The organism is Streptomyces sp. NPDC054956 (genome assembly GCF_053609185.1).
This window is the reverse complement of sequence record NZ_JBSGXB010000137.1, coordinates 1-18,796: the sequence shown is the minus strand read 5'-3', so window position 1 is coordinate 18,796 and position 18,796 is coordinate 1. Positions and strand designations below refer to the sequence as shown.

13 protein-coding genes are annotated in these 18,796 nt (G+C 73.1%); 6 read left to right on the top strand and 7 right to left on the bottom strand.

The window, feature by feature from the left end; all coding sequences use genetic code 11:
• Positions 1-67: 67 nt before the first annotated feature.
• From sucD to ACWGDE_RS21550, 5 genes are all read right to left on the bottom strand, one after another.
• The gene (gene sucD, locus ACWGDE_RS21570; protein ID WP_453390612.1) at positions 68-958 is read right to left on the bottom strand and encodes a succinate--CoA ligase subunit alpha; all 891 of its coding nucleotides are present in this window, start codon (positions 956-958) and stop codon (positions 68-70) included.
• 21 nt (positions 959-979) lie between these two features.
• Positions 980-2,158, bottom strand: coding sequence for an ADP-forming succinate--CoA ligase subunit beta (gene sucC / locus ACWGDE_RS21565; protein WP_356516165.1), 1,179 nt, complete (start codon positions 2,156-2,158; stop codon positions 980-982).
• 373 nt (positions 2,159-2,531) lie between these two features.
• Positions 2,532-3,662, bottom strand: coding sequence for a VWA domain-containing protein (locus ACWGDE_RS21560; protein WP_453390611.1), 1,131 nt, complete (start codon positions 3,660-3,662; stop codon positions 2,532-2,534).
• 212 nt (positions 3,663-3,874) lie between these two features.
• Positions 3,875-6,220: a DUF5682 family protein gene (locus tag ACWGDE_RS21555; RefSeq protein ID WP_453390610.1), complete on the bottom strand. Its 2,346-nt coding sequence runs from the start codon at positions 6,218-6,220 to the stop codon at positions 3,875-3,877.
• Entirely contained in the window at positions 6,217-7,323 is a 1,107-nt protein-coding gene (locus tag ACWGDE_RS21550) for an ATP-binding protein (protein ID WP_453390609.1), read from the bottom strand. Before ACWGDE_RS21550 ends, ACWGDE_RS21555 begins: the two co-directional genes overlap by 4 nt.
• A gap of 134 nt (positions 7,324-7,457) precedes the next feature.
• On the opposite strand from ACWGDE_RS21550, the gene ACWGDE_RS21545 reads away from it, so the two are divergent.
• Positions 7,458-8,867, top strand: coding sequence for an SWIM zinc finger family protein (locus ACWGDE_RS21545; RefSeq protein WP_453390608.1), 1,410 nt, complete (start codon positions 7,458-7,460; stop codon positions 8,865-8,867).
• A gap of 261 nt (positions 8,868-9,128) precedes the next feature.
• Positions 9,129-10,706: a DUF5691 domain-containing protein gene (locus ACWGDE_RS21540; protein ID WP_453390613.1), complete on the top strand. Its 1,578-nt coding sequence runs from the start codon at positions 9,129-9,131 to the stop codon at positions 10,704-10,706.
• A gap of 108 nt (positions 10,707-10,814) precedes the next feature.
• On the opposite strand, the gene ACWGDE_RS21535 is transcribed toward ACWGDE_RS21540, so the two are convergent.
• Positions 10,815-11,222 (bottom strand): cobalamin B12-binding domain-containing protein, encoded by a 408-nt coding sequence (locus ACWGDE_RS21535; protein ID WP_453390607.1) that lies wholly within the window; start codon positions 11,220-11,222, stop codon positions 10,815-10,817.
• Positions 11,223-11,399: 177 nt separating this feature from the next.
• Here ACWGDE_RS21535 and ACWGDE_RS21530 point away from each other — a divergent pair, with 177 nt between their 5' ends.
• Complete coding sequence (locus ACWGDE_RS21530; protein ID WP_453390606.1) at positions 11,400-12,170, top strand: esterase/lipase family protein; 771 nt, start codon at positions 11,400-11,402, stop codon at positions 12,168-12,170.
• A 233-nt stretch (positions 12,171-12,403) separates the two neighbouring features.
• Positions 12,404-14,008 (top strand): M23 family metallopeptidase, encoded by a 1,605-nt coding sequence (locus tag ACWGDE_RS21525; protein WP_453390605.1) that lies wholly within the window; start codon positions 12,404-12,406, stop codon positions 14,006-14,008.
• Between the two features lie 172 nt (positions 14,009-14,180).
• Here the strand turns inward: ACWGDE_RS21525 and pcrA are convergent, their stop codons facing one another.
• On the bottom strand, positions 14,181-16,703 hold the full coding sequence (pcrA, locus tag ACWGDE_RS21520; protein WP_453390604.1) for a DNA helicase PcrA: 2,523 nt from the start codon (positions 16,701-16,703) through the stop codon (positions 14,181-14,183).
• 148 nt (positions 16,704-16,851) lie between these two features.
• Between pcrA and ACWGDE_RS21515 the strand changes: the two genes are divergently transcribed.
• Both ACWGDE_RS21515 and ACWGDE_RS21510 read left to right on the top strand, forming a co-directional pair.
• Complete coding sequence (locus tag ACWGDE_RS21515; protein WP_453390603.1) at positions 16,852-17,919, top strand: NlpC/P60 family protein; 1,068 nt, start codon at positions 16,852-16,854, stop codon at positions 17,917-17,919.
• A gap of 283 nt (positions 17,920-18,202) precedes the next feature.
• A complete protein-coding gene (locus ACWGDE_RS21510) occupies positions 18,203-18,739 on the top strand; it encodes a hypothetical protein (protein WP_453390602.1) in 537 nt (178 codons plus the stop codon).
• Positions 18,740-18,796 lie beyond the last annotated feature (57 nt).

The following is an 18,796-nucleotide window of genomic DNA, read 5'->3' as shown; positions in this document are numbered from 1 at the left end:
GCCCGCACCCCTTCACAGGGTGCGGGCCACGCCCGTTCTCGCGTACGCGAAGGCGCGTACGGGACGACTACTGCGCGGCGCTGAGGATCTCGCGCGCCAGCTTCGCCGTCTCGGTCGGCGTCTTGCCGACCTTCACGCCCGCGGCCTCGAGGGCTTCCTTCTTGGCCTGTGCGGTGCCAGAAGAGCCGGAGACGATGGCGCCCGCGTGGCCCATGGTCTTGCCCTCGGGGGCGGTGAAGCCCGCGACGTAGCCGACGACCGGCTTGGTGACGTGCTTGGCGATGTAGTCCGCCGCACGCTCCTCGGCGTCGCCGCCGATCTCGCCGATCATGACGATCAGGTCGGTGTCGGGGTCCGCCTCGAACGCCTCGAGGGCGTCGATGTGCGTGGTGCCGATGACCGGGTCGCCACCGATGCCGACGGCGGAGGAGAAGCCGATGTCACGGAGCTCGTACATCATCTGGTAGGTCAGCGTGCCCGACTTGGACACGAGACCGATGCGGCCGGGCTTGGTGATGTCGCCCGGGATGATGCCGGCGTTGGACTGGCCGGGGGTGATCAGACCCGGGCAGTTCGGGCCGATGATCCGCGTCTTGTTGCCCTTGGCGGTCGCGTACGACCAGAAGGCAGCGGAGTCGTGCACCGCGATGCCCTCGGTGATGACGACGGCCAGCGGGATCTCGGCGTCGATCGCCTCGACCACGGCGGCCTTGGCGAAGGCCGGCGGGACGAAGAGGACGGAGACGTTGGCGCCCGTCTTCTCCATCGCCTCGGCGACGGAGCCGAAGACCGGGACCTCGGTGCCGTCGAAGTCGACGGTCGTGCCGGCCTTGCGCGGGTTCACGCCGCCGACGATGTTGGTGCCGTCAGCCAGCATCAGCTTGGTGTGCTTCATGCCCGTGGCACCGGTCATGCCCTGGACGATGACCTTGCTGTCCTTGTTGAGGAAGATAGCCATGTGAGTCTGTGACCTCTGCCCTTACTTCGCAGCCGCGAGCTCGGCGGCCTTGTCGGCCGCGCCGTCCATGGTGTCCACGCGCTGCACCAGCGGGTGGTTGGCGTCCGAGAGGATCTTGCGACCCAGCTCGGCGTTGTTGCCGTCGAGGCGGACGACCAGCGGCTTGGTGACCGCCTCGCCCTTGTCCTCGAGCAGCTGCAGGGCCTGGACGATGCCGTTGGCGACCTCGTCGCAAGCGGTGATGCCACCGAAGACGTTGACGAAGACGGACTTGACGTCCGGGTCGCCGAGGATGATCTCGAGACCGTTGGCCATGACGGCGGCGGAGGCGCCACCGCCGATGTCCAGGAAGTTGGCGGGCTTGACGCCGCCGTGGTTCTCACCGGCGTAGGCGACGACGTCGAGGGTGCTCATGACGAGACCCGCGCCGTTGCCGATGATGCCGACCTCACCGTCGAGCTTGACGTAGTTGAGGTTCTTCGCCTTGGCGGCCGCCTCGAGCGGGTTCGCGGCAGCGTGGTCCACGAACTCCTCGTGGCCCGGCTGACGGAACTCGGCGTTCTCGTCGAGCGAGACCTTGCCGTCGAGCGCGATGACGTCGCCGGAGGCGACCTTCGCCAGCGGGTTGACCTCGACGAGGAGCGCGTCCTCGGCGATGAAGGTCGCCCACAGGGTCACGAGGACCTCGGCGACCTTCTCGGCGACCTCGGCCGGGAACTGCGCCAGCGCGACGATCTCGCGGGCCTTCTCGATGGTCACGCCCTCGTTGGCGTTCACCGGGACCTTGGCGAGCTTCTCCGGGGTCTCCTCGGCGACCTGCTCGATGTCCATGCCGCCCGCGACCGAGGCCATGGCCAGGAAGGTGCGGTTGGTGCGGTCGAGGAGGTAGGAGACGTAGTACTCCTCCAGGATCTCCGGAGCGGTCTCGGCGATCATCACCTTGTGGACCGTGTGGCCCTTGATGTCCATCCCGAGGATGTCCGTCGCACGGGCGACGGCCTCGTCCGGGGTGGCGGCGAGCTTCACGCCGCCGGCCTTGCCGCGGCCGCCGACCTTCACCTGCGCCTTGACGACCGACTTGCCACCCATGCGCTCGGTGGCCTCGCGGGCTGCCTCAGGCGTGTCGATGACTTCACCGGCCAGCACCGGTACACCGTGCTTGGCGAAGAGGTCCCTCGCCTGGTACTCGAACAGGTCCACGCGCGTCCGTCCCTTGTCTTCAAAGATTCGCAGTGATTCGCGGTTGTCTGCTATCTGCGTGGGCGTGCCGCGGAGGGCAACGTGACGGCGCTGTCACAAGGAAGGCGCACACGGTGACCGTGGACGCGGCATGTCCGTCCCGCAGGTTATCCCCGTGGGACGTAGGTCCCTAAATCGCAGATCACACCTGAGCGGTGATACCTGTCACAGATCGCCTCACGGTTGAACTGCATCTTCGTGCGATCTGCCGATGGGCAGGCTCGCGCACAAGGCGCCTCCCGGCCTCCGTCCGGGCTCCTTCCGGGCGCTTACGAGGCCCCGCGCGGCCGCCCCGGACGCGGCGGGCGGGGCCCTGGCCGGGCGGGCGTCCCCGTCACGGGACGGGCAGGGGCCGCTTCTCCAGCGCCGCGGCCATGACCTCGGGAAACAGGTCGGGGGTGCAGGCGAAGGCCGGGGCTCCGAGCGCGGCGAGGGCGGCGGCGTGCTCGCGGTCGTAAGCGGGAGCTCCCTCGTCGGACAGGGCCAGCAGGGTCACGAACTCCACCCCCGCGGCCTTCATCGCCGCGACCCGCTTCAGCATCTCGTCGCGTATGCCGCCCTCATAGAGATCACTGATGAGGACCACGACGGTGTCGGCGGGACGGGTGATCTTCGACTGGCAGTAGGCCAGCGCGCGGTTGATGTCCGTGCCACCGCCGAGCTGGGTGCCGAACAGCACGTCGACGGGATCGTCGAGCTGGTCGGTCAGATCCACGACGGCGGTGTCGAAGACGACCAGGCGGGTCGCGATCGACCGCATCGAGGCCAGCACCGCCCCGAAGACGGAGGCGTAGACGACGGAGGCCGCCATCGACCCCGACTGGTCGATGCACAGCACGACCTCCTTCTTCACCGCCCGCGCGGCCCGCCCGTAGCCGACCAGCCGCTCGGGGACGACGGTCCGGTACTCGGGCAGGTAGTTCTTCAAGTTCGCCCGGATGGTCCGGTCCCAGTCGACGTCCGCGTGCCGGGGCCGGCTGATCCGCGCGGACCGGTCGAGCGCTCCGTTGAGCGTGGCCCGGGTCCGCGCGGCAAGCCGCTTCTCCAGTTGCTCGACCACTTTCCGCACGACGGCGCGGGCGGTCTCCCGGGTCGTCTCGGGCATGGCCTTGTTGAGGGAGAGCAGGGTGCCCACGAGGTGCACGTCCGGCTCGACGGCCTCCAGCATCTCGGGCTCGAGCAGCAGCGCGGACAGCCCCAGCCGCTGGATGGCGTCCCGCTGCATGACCTGCACCACGGAGGTGGGGAAGTACGTCCGGATGTCCCCGAGCCAGCGCGCCACGTTCGGCGCGGAGCCCCCGAGCCCGGCCGACCTCTCCCCCGCCCGCTTGCGCCCCCCGCCGCCGTACAGCGCCCCGAGCGCCGCATCCATCCCGGCGTCCGCCCCGCTCACCGCACACCCGGTCCCATCGGCCTCCCCGCCACCGAGCACCATCCGCCACCGCCGCAACCGCTCGTCAGTCATCTGTCGTCCCCCTGCTCTCGTAGTAACCAATTCCAGCCCCGCCGACGGGTCTTTCAGCCCGTCCGGCGTTTGAGGACCGGGTCCGGGCAGAGCCCGGGGGCCCTTTCAGCCCGTCCGGCGTTTGAGGACCGGGTCCGGGCAGAGCCCGGGGAACGGGCGAAGGGCGGGTAGGGGACTCAGCCCCGCGCAGCGGCACACCGCAGCTGGCCCGGTCAGCCCGGCGCGCCCGCCAGAAGAAGCCGAACCAGGTCCACCACCGCATCCGCCCGGACCAGGTCCAGCTCCGGCCCGAACCCGGCGGGAGCGGACCCGGACCCAGACCCGGCACCCACCCCGGCCCCCGGTCCGCGACGGACCAGCTCCCCCAGCGTCCGCCGAACCCCGACCTCATACGCCCCGAACGTCCGCCGCAACAACGGCAGCACGTCCACGAACGCCCGCTCCGGCACGGACACCAGCCAGTCGTCGATCAGCCCGAGCAGCCGCTCGTCGTGGACGAGCAGCGTCCCGCCCGAGCCACCCCCCGCGAACCCCTCGATCCAGCCCGCCGCATCGGCCGGCGCGGACGCCGGGGACAGCGACAGCCCCATCAGCCGCGCCGTCTCCTCGGCCGGCAGCCGCCCGTCGTCGAGCAGCAGCCGCGCCGCCCGGCCGCGTATCAGCCCGGGGACGGTCTCCCGCCCGGCCAGCGTCCGCAGCACCGCCGACCAGCGCTCCCGCAGCCCGCCCGACTGCTCGGAGTCCAGGAGTCCGATGGCACCGTGTACGCCGTCCACGTGCCCCCGCAGCTCCGCCGCCGCGTCGGCGTCCAGCCCGGCCGCGCAGGCGGGCGGCAGGGCCACGCATATCCGTTCCGCGAGCCCGGCCGCGACCGTCCCCAGCGCGGCCGCGTCGGTGCCGCGCACGTCCCCGTACCGCAGGGAGCGGGCCAGCGCGGGCAGCGCCTTCGCCAGGCCGGCCACGTCCGTGTCCAGGGCGGCCCGGTCGGCCAGCGCCCGCAGGACGGCCGGCAGTGCCTCGGACAGCCCGGCCAGCAGGCACCGCTCGGCCAGGGCGGTGATCTCGCCCAGTTCCGTGGCGCCCGCCGCGTCGGCCTCGGCCTTGGCGGTGGCCGCCGCGAGGACGGTGGTCCCCCAGATGCCGGCTTCGGCCACCCGCACCGAGAGCTCGGGCTCCCATCTGAGCCGCCAGGTCTCCCGGAAGGTGCCCGTGCTGCCCCGCGAGGCCGCCGGGGCGCCCCAGCCGATGCCGAGCATCCGCAGCCGGTGCAGCAGCAGGGACTTGGCCGCGTCGGTCTCCTTGCGCAGGTCGAGCTCCAGCTCCCGGTCCTGCGCTTCGGCCTTGAGGCGCAGCGAGCGCTGCTGCCGGGTAAGGTCGCGCTGGAGCGGTACGACGGGCGCCGCGTCCGGGACTTCTCCGAGGACGTCTCCGACGACGAGCCGGTCCTCGATCAGCGCGAGCGGTATGTCGGAGCCCTCGCACATCACGGCCCGGACCGCTTCGAGGGTCTCCGTCAGCCCCGCCACCGGGCGGCCCCGCATCGCGGCCAGGGTGTCGGCGAGCCGGACCGCTTCGATGACGTGTGCCGAGGAGACCTGCCGGTCCTCCTCGCGCAGCAGGCCCGCGACCTTGGTCAGCCACCGCTCCACGGGCCGGTCCCGGACGGCGAAGAGGTGCGCGTACCAGCCGGGCGAGGTGATGCCCGCGCCGTATCCGCCGGCCCGGGCCAGCCGCCGGTGGGTCCAGGGGACCCAGGTGGTCTCCACCTTGACCTTGGGCAGTCCGGTGAGCAGCGCCTTGTCCGCGGCCGCCGTGGTCTTCGCCCGCAGGGCCGGGACGTGCCAGGCCCCGCAGACGACGGCGTACGCGTCGCCGAACTCGCGGCGCGCGGCCCGCATCCGCTGCCGCATGTGGGCCTCGCGCACCAGGTCCCGGTGGTGGCCGCCGGCTCCGTACTCCTCGCGCAGGGCGCCCATGGCCTCCCCGAGCGCCTCGAACACGCCCAGCGGGTCGGTGTCCGGGCCGGCCGTGCCCCGGTGCTCGACGACGTCCTCCCACCAGCGTTCGGGGTCGTCGTACCCGGCGGTCTCGGCGAGTACGGCGAGGGGGTCCAGCCGTACGGAGGCGCGGGCCTCGCCGTTCTCCCCGTCCTCCTCCCCGTCCTCCTCGCCGCCCGCCGGCCCGGCCAGCGAGTGCGCGGCGGGGAGGTCGATGAACCGGACCGGCACGTCCCGTTCCTGCGCCCACCGGATGGCGGCCCATTCCGGGGAGAAGCCGGCCAGCGGCCAGAAGGCGGCCCGGCCGGGGTCGTCGGCCGCGTGCGCGAGCAGGGCGACGGGCGGCCGCATCCCGGGGTCGGCGGCCAGCGGCAGCAGGGCGTCCCCCTCGGGCGGCCCCTCGATGAGCACCGCCGCGGGCCGCGCCGCCTCGAGGGCGGCCCGCACCGCGCGGGCCGAGCCGGGCCCGTGGTGCCGTACGCCCAGCAGCAGCGGCCCCCGCTCCGCGGACCGCGGCGGTCCCTTCGCCGCCCCGGGGGCCTTCACGGTCGGCGTGCTCATGCGGTCACCTCCCGGCAGGCGCGGTAGAAGTCCTTCCAGCCGTCGCGCTCCCGGACCACGGCCTCCAGGTACTCCTGCCAGACGACCTTGTCCGCGGCCGGGTCCCGCACGACGGCCCCGAAGATTCCGGCGGCCACGTCGGAGGGGCGCAGTACGCCGTCCCCGAAGTGGGCGGCCAGGGCGAGGCCGCCCGTGACGACGGAGATGGCCTCGGCGGTGGACAGGGTGCCGCTGGGCGACTTGACCTTCGTACGGCCGTCGTCGGTGACGCCTCCCCGCAGCTCGCGGAAGACGGTGACGACGCGGCGGATCTCCTCGAGGCCCTCGGGCGCGGCGGGCAGGTCGAGGGCGCGGCCCATCTGGTCGACGCGGCGGGCGACGATGTCGACTTCGGCGTCGGCGGTGGCGGGCAGCGGCAGGACGACGGTGTTGAAGCGGCGGCGCAGCGCACTGGAGAGCTCGTTGACGCCGCGGTCGCGGTCGTTGGCGGTGGCGATGAGGTTGAACCCGCGCACGGCCTGTACCTCCTGGCCGAGCTCCGGTATCGGGAGCGTCTTCTCGGACAGGACGGTGATGAGGGTGTCCTGGACGTCGGCGGGGATGCGGGTGAGCTCCTCGACGCGGGCGGTCATCCCCTCGGCCATGGCCCGCATGACGGGGCTCGGTACGAGGGCTTCGCGGCTGGGGCCGTGGGCGAGGAGCCGGGCGTAGTTCCAGCCGTACCGGATGGCCTCCTCGGGGGTGCCGGCGGTGCCCTGGACGAGGAGGGTGGAGTCTCCGCTGACGGCGGCGGCGAGGTGCTCGGAGACCCAGGTCTTGGCGGTGCCGGGGACTCCGAGGAGCAACAGGGCGCGGTCCGTGGCGAGGGTGGTGACGGCCACTTCGACGATGCGGCGCGGTCCCACGTACTTGGGCGTGATGACCGTTCCGTCGGGGAGCGTGCCGCCCTGCAGGTACGTGGCCACGGCCCAGGGGGAGAGCTTCCAGCGGGCGGGCCGCGGCCGGTCGTCGGCCGCGGCCAGGGCTTTCAGTTCGTGCGCGAAGGCGTCTTCGGCGTGCGGTCGCAGCGCCTCTGCGGTGGTCTCGTTCCCGGTCGTGTCCATGGTCCCCCTCCAATGCTCCGCAGCCGCTTCCGACTGCTGTGACCACGATGCACCCGACCACTGACAACGACCCCTGGAAGATGCGTCGTTGCAGGTCAGGGCGATTGTCAGTGGGGGTCCGTACGGTGGAACACATGACTGAGCAGGGGGTCCGCTGGACGGCGGAACAGGTACTGGCTCTGGCTCCTGACGACGCGTCGCGCAAGGCGGGGGCCAGACTCGGCGGGGCGGGGCCGTGGTCTCAGACCGGAGGCTCCGCTTCCGGTGCGGTGTGGGGGTTGTGCAAGGGCAGCGGCAGCAAGCCGTACCGGACGGTCGTCGATCTGACGGGCCCCGCGTACAAGTGCTCCTGCCCGAGCCGGAAGTTCCCGTGCAAGCACGCGCTGGGACTGCTGCTGTTCTGGTCGGCGGAGGGGCTCGGCGATCCGGCCGCGGCTCCGGACTGGGCGGACGAGTGGCTGACGGAGCGGGCGGCGAAGGCCGCCCGGCCTCCCGCCCGCCCAGAGGGGGCGCCCGCGGACGCGGAGGCCGCCCGCAGGCGTGCGGAGCGGCGGGCGGCCCGGATCGGCGCGGGCGTCACCGAGCTGGAGCAGCGGCTCGCGGATCTGGTGCGCGGCGGCCTCGCCGGTCAGGAGCAGTCGGGTTATGCCGCCTGGGAGGAGACGGCCGCCCGGATGGTCGACGCCCAGGCGCCCGGACTGGCCGGGCGGGTGCGGGAGTTGGGGACGATACCCAGTTGCGGGCCCGGCTGGCCCGCCCGGATGCTGGAGGAGGCCGCGCTGCTGCACCTGCTGGACCGGGCCTGGCTGGGGGTGTCCGGTCTGCCGCAACCGCTGGCCGCGACGGTCCGCAGCAGGGTGGGGCTGCCGTCGGGGCCGGAGGGCGAGGTCGTACGGGACCGCTGGCTCGTGCTGGCCCAGTACGACACGGCGTCTCCCGACGGCCGTCTCACCACCCGCCGGATATGGCTGCGCGGGCTGGCGAGCGGGCGGCCGGCCCTGGTCCTGGACTTCGGTCCGCCCGGGCGCCCGCCCGGGCTGGCGCTTCCCGTCGGACTGGTGCTGGATGCGGAAGCCCGCTTCCGGCCCGGCTCGGCGGGGCTGCGGGCCGACCTCGGGGAGCGGTTCGCGGCGGCCGAGCCGTGCGGGATCGCGCCGACGGGCGTGAGTACGGGGGCGGCGCTCGAGGCGTACGGCGTCGCACTGCGCGAGGACCCCTGGCTGGAGTCCTGGCCGGTGGTGCTGGGCCCGGTGGTTCCGATACCGGGAGGCGAAACGGGAGGACAGGCGGGGGGACAAGAGGGGGGACGACGACAAGGGGGACAACAAGGGGAAGTCGCCTGGCAGTTGGCGGACGCGGAGGGGACGTCCGCCCTGCCCGTGCCCCTGACCGGGGCCGGGAGCCGGTCACGGGCGGCGCTGTGGCAACTGGCCGCGCTGTCGGGGGGCGCGCCGGTGACGGTGTTCGGCGAGTGCGGACACCGCGGATTCACCCCGCTGACGGCCTGGCAGCCGGACTCTCCGGAGCCGGTGGCCCTGGCCTGAGCGGGTGCTGGAGGAACGAGGCGACGGCGCGGGGGCGCCGTCGTGAGCGAACTACGAGGCCGGGGGGCTTTTGTGGACGACAACCACGCCGGTTGAGAGCTGCGCGACCGCGGTGACGCGGCGGCAGGGGTCACGGGGGAAACGAGCTGCTCCGGTCCCGCGGAGGGGGCGGGACCGGAGCACGGACACGAAGAGGGAGGGGACCCGGTGAACACGGCGACGACGACGGACCGGACCACGACGGAAGCGACCACGCGGGAAGTGACCACGACGGACCCGGCGGACCGGCCCCGGGCCGACGAAGCCCTCGGGGACTGGGACGAGCTGGTCGGTGCCGCGCTGCTGGGCACCGACCGGCGCCAGGGCAGCCCCGAGGCACTGCTCGGGGCTGCCGCCGTACAGACGGTGCGGCGCCGGGCCGGACTGCGGCCCGCCGAAGCGGGGCCCCGGCCCGAGCCCGCGCCGGGCGATCCGCGGCCGGCCCCGCCGGAGCCCGCCCGGCGGAGGCTCGCACAGCTGCTGGCCGGCCGTACCGGCGCGGGCGGCAGCGGCGGGCGGCGCGGAGCGACCCCGGACCTGACGGAGCTGCTGCCCCAGTGGCTGGCCGCCGCCGGACAGCACGGCTACCGGGCTCCGGCGGCGCTGGTCCCCGCACTGCTGGACGCGGCGCGGGCCCGCACCGACCTCCGGCCGCAGGCCCTGGCCCTGGCCGGGGCGCGCGGGCTGTGGCTGGCCCGGCTGAATCCGGACTGGCGGTTCGCCCTGCGCGGAGGCTCCGGAGCCGCCGGTGAACTGCCCGCCGCGACGGACGCGGCGGGGGTGGAACGACTGTGGCAGGAGGGGCTGTTCGCGGAGCGCGTGGCCCTGCTCGGGGTCGTACGGGCCCACGAGGCGGCGGCCGCGCTGCGGCTGCTGGCGACGACCTGGTCCACCGAGCGGGCCGAGGACCGCCTGATGTTCCTCGACTCGCTGCGGGTGGGCCTGTCCGCGGACGACGAGCCGTTCCTGGAGGCCGCCCTGGACGACCGCAGCCGCAATGTCCGGGCGACCGCCGCCGAACTGCTGTCCGCACTGCCCGCCTCGGCGCTGGCCGGGCGGATGGCGGAGCGGGCGCTGGCCTGCGTGGGCCCGGAGGGGGTGACCCCGCCGGCCGAGTGCGACGCGGGGATGCTGCGCGACGGCGTGGTCGAGCGCCCGCCCGCCGGGCGCGGGGAACGCGCCTGGTGGCTGGGGCAGCTGGTGGAGTCCGCGCCGCTGTCGTGCTGGCGGGAGCGGTTCGGGGGCCTCGGCCCGGCGGAGACGGTGGCGCTGCCTATGGCCGAGGGCTGGGCGGAGGAACTGCACGCGGCCTGGTGCCGGGCGGCGGTGCGCCAGCGCGACCCCGCCTGGTCGCAGGCCCTGCTCGGCTCGGCGTCCGCGCCGCCCGCGGCGGGCCCGGCGACGGCGTCCCTGGCGGAGCGGGCGAAGCTCCTGTCGATCCTGCCCGAGGGGGAGCGGGCGGCCTGGGTCGCGGAGTTCGTACGGGCCCACGGGCTGTCCGAGGCGTTCCAGCTGCTCGGGGTGTGCGCCGTGCCGTGGGCGGGGGAGCTCGGCCGGGCCGTGGTCGAGGCGCTCGAATCCGCGCGGGAGGCCGGCGGCTACCCGTGGAGCTTCAGCGGGGTGATGGGCCTGGCGGAGCGCTGCCTGGACCCCGCGGAGGCGGAGCGGCTGGAGGTGCTCGCGGCGGAGCCGGTGGAGGAGGACGGCGCGGCGGCCTACTGGTCGGAGGCCTTCCAGCGCATGGTGGCCACGCTCCGCCTCCGCGCGGCCATGCACGCGGAACTGACCCCGCCCCACTGACCGGCCGGCCCGGTCCGGCCCGGCCCGGGCCTGTGCCCCGATCGCCGGTGGGCTGGATGTTCCAGCGCACCGGCCTTCGCGGCGTCGGGGTTCCGTCCCCGTCAGGGGCTACGCGGGCTGGCGGACGTGGGCGCGGACCCAGTCCACGATCGCGGTGGTCGTCGCGCCCGGCGTGAAGATCTCCGCGACACCCTTGGCCTTCAGCGGAGCGATGTCCGCCTCCGGGATGATGCCGCCGCCGAACACCTTGATGTCCTCCGCGTCGCGCTCCGCGAGGAGCTCCAGCACGCGCGCGAACAGCGTGTTGTGCGCGCCCGAGAGGATCGAGAGGCCGATCGCGTCGGCGTCCTCCTGGATCGCGGTGTCGACGATCTGTTCGGGGGTCTGGTGGAGGCCCGTGTAGATGACCTCCATGCCCGCGTCCCGCAGGGCACGCGCGATCACCTTGGCACCCCGGTCGTGGCCGTCGAGACCCGGCTTCGCCACCACCACACGGATCGGACCGGTCACACCCATCGCACTGCCTCCCGAGTGAACGAACGTTAAGTACAGCATCGCGCACGCCCCCGTTTCGTGGTCAACGCCGAGGGGGAAATCACACGTGGGATGACGCGCCGCCACTCCGTGCCGACAGCCGCACGGCACGGCGTGGCCGGCCGCCACGGTCCCAAGACGCTGAGGGGGAGGCCGTCTATGGGGCTGACCGTGTCCGGAGCCGCGCTGCGGGCCGGCGTACTGGAAGCCATAGTGCTCGGCGGGCACATCCTGATGTATCCCACCGGAGTGTTGCAGGAACGGCCGCCCACGGGAACCTCCGCCGCCCGCGAGCGTCCGCCCGTGCTGCTGCTGCACGGCTTCACCGACAACCGGTCCGTCTTCGTGCTGCTGCGCCGTGCCCTCGGGGCGGGGGGCCGACGGCAGGTGGAGACGTACAACTACTCCCCCTTCACCCGCGACCTGCGCGTCACGGCCCGCCACCTCGCCCGTCGCGTGGAGGAGCTGTGCGAGCGCACCGGGCAGGAGCGGGTGGACCTCGTGGGCCACAGCCTCGGCGGGCTGGTCGGGCGGTACTACATCCAGCGGCTCGGCGGCGACGCCCGCATCCGCACGCTCGTCACGCTGGGCACCCCGCACTCCGGCACCCGCGTGGCGCCCTTCATGGACGCGCACCCGCTGGTCCGGCAGATGCGGCCGGAGTCCGAGGTGCTGGCCGAACTGCGCGCGCCCGCGCCCGGCTGCCGGACCCGGCACGTGGCGTTCTGGAGCGAGTTCGACGAGCTGATGGACCCGACCGAGACGGCGCGTATCGACCATCCGGACCTGATGGTCGAAAACGTGCAGGTCACCGGCATCGGACATCTCGCACTGCCCGCGCACCCCACCGTCATCGCGGCGGTCCGGCGCGCGCTCGACGGAACCGGCCTGAGCGCCCTCCCGCACCCCGGGACCGCCTCCGTCGCCTGACCGAAAGTCGGATCAAAGCCCCACCCGAACTCGAACAGATTTCGAACTCAAGGCCAAGGGTGGGTCTTTGAGCGACCGAAAGGCGGCCGAATGCCCGGTTCACGCGAGCCGGGGACCCGTCGAAGATTGTCGTTGCCAGTAACCGCCGGGTACAGTCACGCCACTGCTCTCCTCCGAGGACTTCAACCCCTCGGCCACCCAGGCCCCCCGCTGCCGAGGCGAAAGAGAAGTTGGTGAACGACCGCCCCTCGTCGGGCCAGTACCCCGATCTCGGGTACGACGGCCTTTCCACCACCACTTTCGCTGGCGATTCCGCCTATGCGTCCTATGAATCGCAGGGTCAGGGCTACAACTACACGGCTGCCTACGGCTCCTACGACACCGGCTCGTACGACACCGGTTCCTATGACACCGGCACGTACGACGCCACGGCCTGGAGCGCCCCGCAGGGCAACTACCCCCAGCAGTCCGCCGACGGCTACGACACCTACCTGTCGACCGTCCCCGCCCAGGGCGGCGCCTCGGACTACCAGGCGACCGAGTACCAGGCGGCCGAGTACCAGGCGACGGACTACCAGGCGGACTACCGGCCAACGGATTACCCGTCCTCGGACTACCGGCCCACCTCCTTCGGCTACGACACCTCGACGGAGCAGACCGGCCACTGGGCGGTCCCGGGCTACGGCACCGGGACCGGCGCCTACGACGCCACCGCCTGGAACACCACCTCCGAGCAGACCTACGCGTACACCGGCTACGAGCAGCAGGCCCACACCGCGACCCGGCTCCAGGAGCAGGTCCAGGAGCAGGAGCACCCGCAGGCCCAGGAGCAGCAGTACGCCTACGAGTACGAGGCGTACGCGGAGTCCGAGACCCCGGCCCCGGCCTACACCGAGACCGCCGTCTTCGAGGCCGTGTCCCAGGACGAGTCCGGCGACGAGGCCGCGCACGACACGGCCGACGCCGCCCTGGTGCACGACCTCCCCACCCAGGCCATGCCCGTCACGGCCGCCGCGCCGTCCGAGCCGCGCCCCTCGCGCCGCGCCGGCTCCAAGCCCGCCGGCAAGGCGGCCGTCGCCAGGTCCGGCGGTGGCAGCAGCCGTCGCCGTACGCCGGCCAAGCGCTCCGCCCTGCTGACCGTGGCCGTGCCCTCCGCCTGCGTGATGGGCGTCGCGGGTGTCGCCGCCGCCTCCGTGGGCGGGCTCACCGGCGCGGACAAGCCGTCCGAGGACACGACCACGCTGGCCGCGCCCGACCCGGCCTCCATCAAGCCGGTCGCGGCGAACAGCAAGCTGGACACGCAGCTCACCGCGCTGAGCGCCGACGCCGGCGATTTCGCGGACCGCGCGAGCCGCACCCAGGAGCGCATCGACCTGCGTCAGCGCCAGGACGACGAGAAGAAGAAGAAGGCGGAGGAGGAGGCGGCCAAGGAAGCGGCCCGCCCCAAGTTCGTGCTCCCCGTCGAGCGGCACGGTCTCAGCGCCGGCTTCGGCCAGGCCGGGGTCAACTGGATGTCCGTGCACACCGGTATCGACTTCCCGGTGTCCTACGGGACCAAGGTCATGGCCGCCACCGACGGCACCGTGCGCAGCCAGTGGAACAGCGCCTACGGCAACATGGTGATACTCACCGCGCCCGACGGCACCGAGACCTGGTACTGCCACCTGAGCAGCGCCAAGATCCGCTCCGGCAAGGTCAAGGCCGGCGACGTGATCGCGTACTCCGGCAACTCCGGCAACTCCACCGGTCCGCACCTGCACTTCGAGGTCCGGCCGGGCGGCGGCTCCCCGATAGACCCCCAGGCCTGGCTGCGCAGCCACGACCTGGACCCGAACTGAGCGACCGGCCTCCGGGCCGGCCCGCCCGCCGGGGCCCGTTCACGGCCCGACCGCCCGGCCGCCCCACGGGCCGCTAGGCCGATCCCGAAGCCGCGGCGACTCGAGCCCCTTCGGCCCACGCCGTGCCGACCCGGGCCCCTTCGGCCCGGGTCCTGCCCGTCCGGAGCTCCGCCTAGAGCTTCTGCACCGGCGCGTACCGCAGCAGCAGCCGCTTCGGCTTCTCGTCCCCGAAGTCGATGGTGGCCTGCGCGTCCGCGCCCGCTCCCCTGACCTCCATGACGGTGCCCAGCCCGAACTGGTCGTGCGTGACCCGGTCCCCCACCACCAGCGCGATGACCGGCTTGTCGGCGGCCCGGCGCGTCGCGAACCCGGACGGACCCGACTTCGAGCGCGACGAGGACAGGAACGACTCCGGCGAGGTCCCGAACGAGGCCTTCGACCCGCCCGCGCCCGAAGACCCGTACGCCGAACCGCGCATCGGGCCCGCCGGCTTCTGCGCCGCGCCCGTCCGCTTCCATTGCAGGTACTCGGCCGGGATCTCCTCGAGGAACCGCGACGGCGGGTTGTACGAGGGGGTGCCCCAGGCGCTGCGCATCGATGAGCGCGTCAGGTAGAGCCGCTCGCGCGCCCGCGTGATGCCGACGTAGGCGAGGCGGCGCTCCTCCTCCAGCTCCTTGGTCTGGCCCAGTGCCCGCATGTGCGGGAAGACCCCGTCCTCCATGCCGGTCAGGAAGACCACCGGGAACTCGAGGCCCTTGGCGGTGTGCAGCGTCATGAGGGTGATGACCCCGCTGCCGTCGGTGTCCTCGTCCGGGATCTGGTCGGAGTCGGCGACGAGCGCGACCTGCTCCAGGAACTCCGAGAGGGTGCCGGGGCCCACCGGCGGGGTGCCGTTCTCCGCGGCCTCGGTCGCGGCCGCTTCCCGCGCCTGCTCGAATTCGAGCGCCACGGCGGCGAGCTCCTGCAGGTTCTCGATCCGCGTCTCGTCCTGCGGGTCGGTCGACGCCTGGAGTTCGGCGAGGTAGCCCGTACGCTCCAGGACCGCCTCCAGCACCACCGCCGGGCCCGCGCCCGAGTCGACGATCGTGCGGAGCTCCTCCATCAGCACGTTGAAGCGCTTGACGGCGTTGGTCGAGCGGGCGGCCATGCCGAAGGCCTCGTCGACCCGGCGCAGCGCCTGCGGGAAGGTGATCTTCTCGCGCATGGCGAGGGCGTCGATCATCGCTTCGGCCCGCTCGCCGATACCGCGCTTGGGTACGTTCAGGATGCGACGCAGCGGGACGTTGTCCTCGGGGTTCGCCAGGACGCGCAGGTACGCGAGGACGTCGCGGACCTCCTTGCGCTCGTAGAACCGGACGCCGCCGACGACCTTGTAGGGCAGTCCGACGCGGATGAAGATCTCCTCGAACACGCGGGACTGCGCGTTCGTCCGGTAGAAGATCGCGACGTCGCCGGCCTTCGCGTCGCCCGCGTCCGTCAGCCGGTCGATCTCGTCGGCGATGAACTGCGCCTCGTCGTGCTCGGTGTCCGCGACGTAGCCGGTGATGACGGCGCCGCTGCCGGCCTCGGTCCACAGGTTCTTCGCGCGGCGGTTCTCGTTGCGCTCGATGACCGCGTTGGCGGCGGACAGGATCGTCTGCGTGGAGCGGTAGTTCTGCTCCAGCAGGATCGTCGTGGCGTTCGTGTAGTCCTCTTCGAACTGGAGGATGTTGCGGATGGTCGCGCCGCGGAAGGCGTAGATCGACTGGTCGGCGTCACCCACGACGCACAGCTCGGCGGGCGGCAGGTCCGGGTAGCCGGTGCCGACCAGCTCGCGCACGAGCGTGTACTGGGCGTGGTTGGTGTCCTGGTACTCGTCGACCAGTACGTGCCGGAAGCGGCGCCGGTAGTGCTCGGCGACCTCCGGGAACGCCTGGAGCAGGTGGACCGTGGTCATGATGATGTCGTCGAAGTCGAGCGCGTTGGCCTCGCGCAGCCGCCCCTGGTACATCGCGTACGCCTGGGCGAGGGTCTTCTCGAAGCCGTCGGCGGCCTGCCCGGCGAAGGCGTCCTCGTCGATGAGCTCGTTCTTCAGGTTCGAGATCTTGGCGCTGAAGGCCTTCGGCGGGAACTTCTTCGGGTCCAGGTCCAGGTCGCGGCAGACGAGCGCCATCAGGCGCTTCGAGTCGGCCGCGTCGTAGATCGAGAACGAGGAGGTGAAACCGAGCCGCTTGGACTCGCGGCGCAGGATGCGGACGCACGCGCTGTGGAAGGTGGAGACCCACATCGCGTTCGCGCGGGGGCCGACCAGGCCCTCGACGCGCTCCTTCATCTCGCCGGCGGCCTTGTTGGTGAAGGTGATCGCCAGGATCTGGCCGGGGTGGACCCCGCGCGCACCCAGCAGGTGGCCGATCCGGTGCGTCAGCACGCGGGTCTTGCCGGAGCCGGCGCCCGCCACGATGAGCAGCGGTGATCCCGCGTGCACCACGGCCGCGCGCTGCTCCGCGTTCAGCCCCTCCAGGAGCGCCGCGGGGTCGATGACGGGCCTGGGGGCGCCGTCGCGGTAGTACGCGTCCCCGCTGATGGGCGCGTCGAACCGGCCCCCGAAGAGATCGTCCGCGCCCGGCTCGGGGGCGGCGTGGTCTTCGGGCGGCGGCGGGACCTCGTCGGAGGGGGAGAGGTCGGCCAGGAAGCTGTCGTCAAAGAGGCTGCTCATCGCCTTCCGAGTCTAGGGGGCCGGACCGACAGCCGGTCCCGGCCCCGGAAAATTCGACGGCATATGCCGTGCGAACCCTGCGCGGGCCCTTCCGAGGCACCCCTTCCGCCACTAGCGTGCTCCGCCAACCGGAAGGAGGTGCCGGCCCGTGTATTCGTACGGATTCCCCTCGTCCCACCCGTCCTCCCCCCACCACCGCAAGCCGCGCACCCGAAGACATCCGCACGCCCCCACGGCGGTCGTCACGACCGCGGCCCTGTCCTCCTTAGGCCTGCTCCTCCCCCACCCGGCCTCGGCGGCGCCCGCCCCGCGCCCCTCGGTGGAGGAGGTACGGGCCCGCGTGGACGAGCTGCACCGGCAGGCGGGCACGGCCACCCAGGCCTACGACGCGGCGGCCGAGCGGACCGAGAAGCAGCGGGCCCTGCTCTCGGCGCTGATGGATCAGGTGGCCCGCACCACCCAGAAGCTGAACGAGACGCGGCGGCTGCTGGGCAGCCACGCCGCCGACCGGTACCGGACCTCCGGGCCCCTCGGCGGGACCGCGACCCTGCTGCTGAGCGACGACCCGCAGGCGTTCTTCGCGCAGACGCACCTGCTGAACCGGCTCGGCGGCCGCGAGGACGCGCTGCTCACCGAGTACACGAGGGCCCGGGCCGAGACGGCACGCCAGCGGCGGGAGGCGACCACGGTGGTCGGGGAGCTGGAGCGGGCGCAGGAGGAGCTGCGCGGGCGCAAGCAGGAGGTCCAGGACCGGCTCGCCGAGGCGAACGCCCTGCTCGCGCAGCTCACCCGGCCGGAGCGGGAGCGGCTCCAGGCCGCCCGGGCCCCGGCGGCTTCGGGCCCGCTCCCCGCCGACTCCCCCGCTTCGGCGGCCGGGGCCAAGGCGGTGGCCTTCGCCCGGGCGCAGCTCGGCAAGCCGTACGTCTGGGGCGCGACCGGCCCGAACTCCTACGACTGCTCCGGGCTGACCCAGGCCGCCTGGCGCGCGGCGGGGGTCACCCTGCCCCGTACCACCTGGGACCAGGTGGAGGCGGCGCCGCGGATCGCGACGAAGCAGCTGCGCCCCGGAGACCTGGTCTTCTTCTACGGCGACATCAGCCACGTCGGGATCTACGTGGGCGGCGGCCGCATGATCCACGCCCCGCGGCCGGGGGCGTACGTCCGCGAGGACTCGATCTACTACCAGCCGATCTACGGGAGCGTCCGGCCCGGATGAGGCGGCGGAGCGTCCGCCGGCGCGTCTCCTCGCCGGCGGGCCTTCTCGGCGTGTCCGTCACTCAGCGCCAGCTCGCGGCCGGCCCGTCCGGCGTGGCGCTCACCCTCCGTATCAGGGGAGTTGGCATCGCGCCCGCCAACTCACCCTCGGGGTTGGTCCGTTCGTGCGGCCCGAGTCGCCGGTTCCGCCAACCGGGCCTAGCGTCGAGCACATCGAGGAGCATTTCCTGCCTTTTGCGGACAAATAGTTCGCGGCTGCACCTCGGGGACCCGGAGGATTGACCATGCGTGCGATACGTGTCGCGTCCGTAGCCCTGCTGTCCACCGCCGCCTTCGCGCTCGCCGCGCCGATGGCCTCGGCCAACGACGGCGGGACCACGCCCAACGTCACGTCGTTCGGTTTCACCGTCTCCCCCACCACCGTCGCCCCCGGCGGCACCGTCACCCTGAACGCCACCGGATGCCAGGAACCGCTGGTCAAGGTCTCCTCGGGCATCTTCAACGCCGTGGAGCTGAACGAGGGCAAGTCCGCCACCGCCAAGGTGGACGCGGACGCCAAGCCGGGCGCCCAGTACGAAGTGACCTTCGACTGCAAGGGCGAGAAGGGCACGACCACGCTCACGGTCGCGGGCCACTCGACCGGCACCGGCACCGGCACGGGCACGGGCACGACCACCCCCTCCAAGGGCGTCAAGGCCGGCCTCGGCGGCGGGGCGGGCGGCCTGAACGGCACCGAGATCGCCGCCGGTTCGGCCCTGCTCGCCGGTGCGCTCGGCGGCGGCGTGTTCCTGATGCGCCGCCGGGCCGGCGGCAACGCCTGACCCCGAGGGGTGGCCCGCCGCTCGCGCCTCGAGCCCGGCCCGGCCGGCGGGTCACCC

Bases quoted from the DNA above. Each gene is read 5' to 3' on its own strand.
- pcrA (WP_453390604.1), bottom strand. From the start codon at position 16,703: ATGAGCAGCCTCTTTGACGACAGCTTCCTGGCCGACCTCTCCCCCTCC.
- ACWGDE_RS21530 (WP_453390606.1), top strand. From the start codon at position 11,400: ATGGGGCTGACCGTGTCCGGAGCCGCGCTGCGGGCCGGCGTACTGGAA.
- ACWGDE_RS21545 (WP_453390608.1), top strand. From the start codon at position 7,458: ATGACTGAGCAGGGGGTCCGCTGGACGGCGGAACAGGTACTGGCTCTG.
- ACWGDE_RS21535 (WP_453390607.1), bottom strand. From the start codon at position 11,222: ATGGGTGTGACCGGTCCGATCCGTGTGGTGGTGGCGAAGCCGGGTCTC.
- ACWGDE_RS21510 (WP_453390602.1), top strand. From the start codon at position 18,203: ATGCGTGCGATACGTGTCGCGTCCGTAGCCCTGCTGTCCACCGCCGCC.
- sucD (WP_453390612.1), bottom strand. From the start codon at position 958: ATGGCTATCTTCCTCAACAAGGACAGCAAGGTCATCGTCCAGGGCATG.
- ACWGDE_RS21550 (WP_453390609.1), bottom strand. From the start codon at position 7,323: ATGGACACGACCGGGAACGAGACCACCGCAGAGGCGCTGCGACCGCAC.
- ACWGDE_RS21560 (WP_453390611.1), bottom strand. From the start codon at position 3,662: ATGACTGACGAGCGGTTGCGGCGGTGGCGGATGGTGCTCGGTGGCGGG.
- ACWGDE_RS21555 (WP_453390610.1), bottom strand. From the start codon at position 6,220: ATGAGCACGCCGACCGTGAAGGCCCCCGGGGCGGCGAAGGGACCGCCG.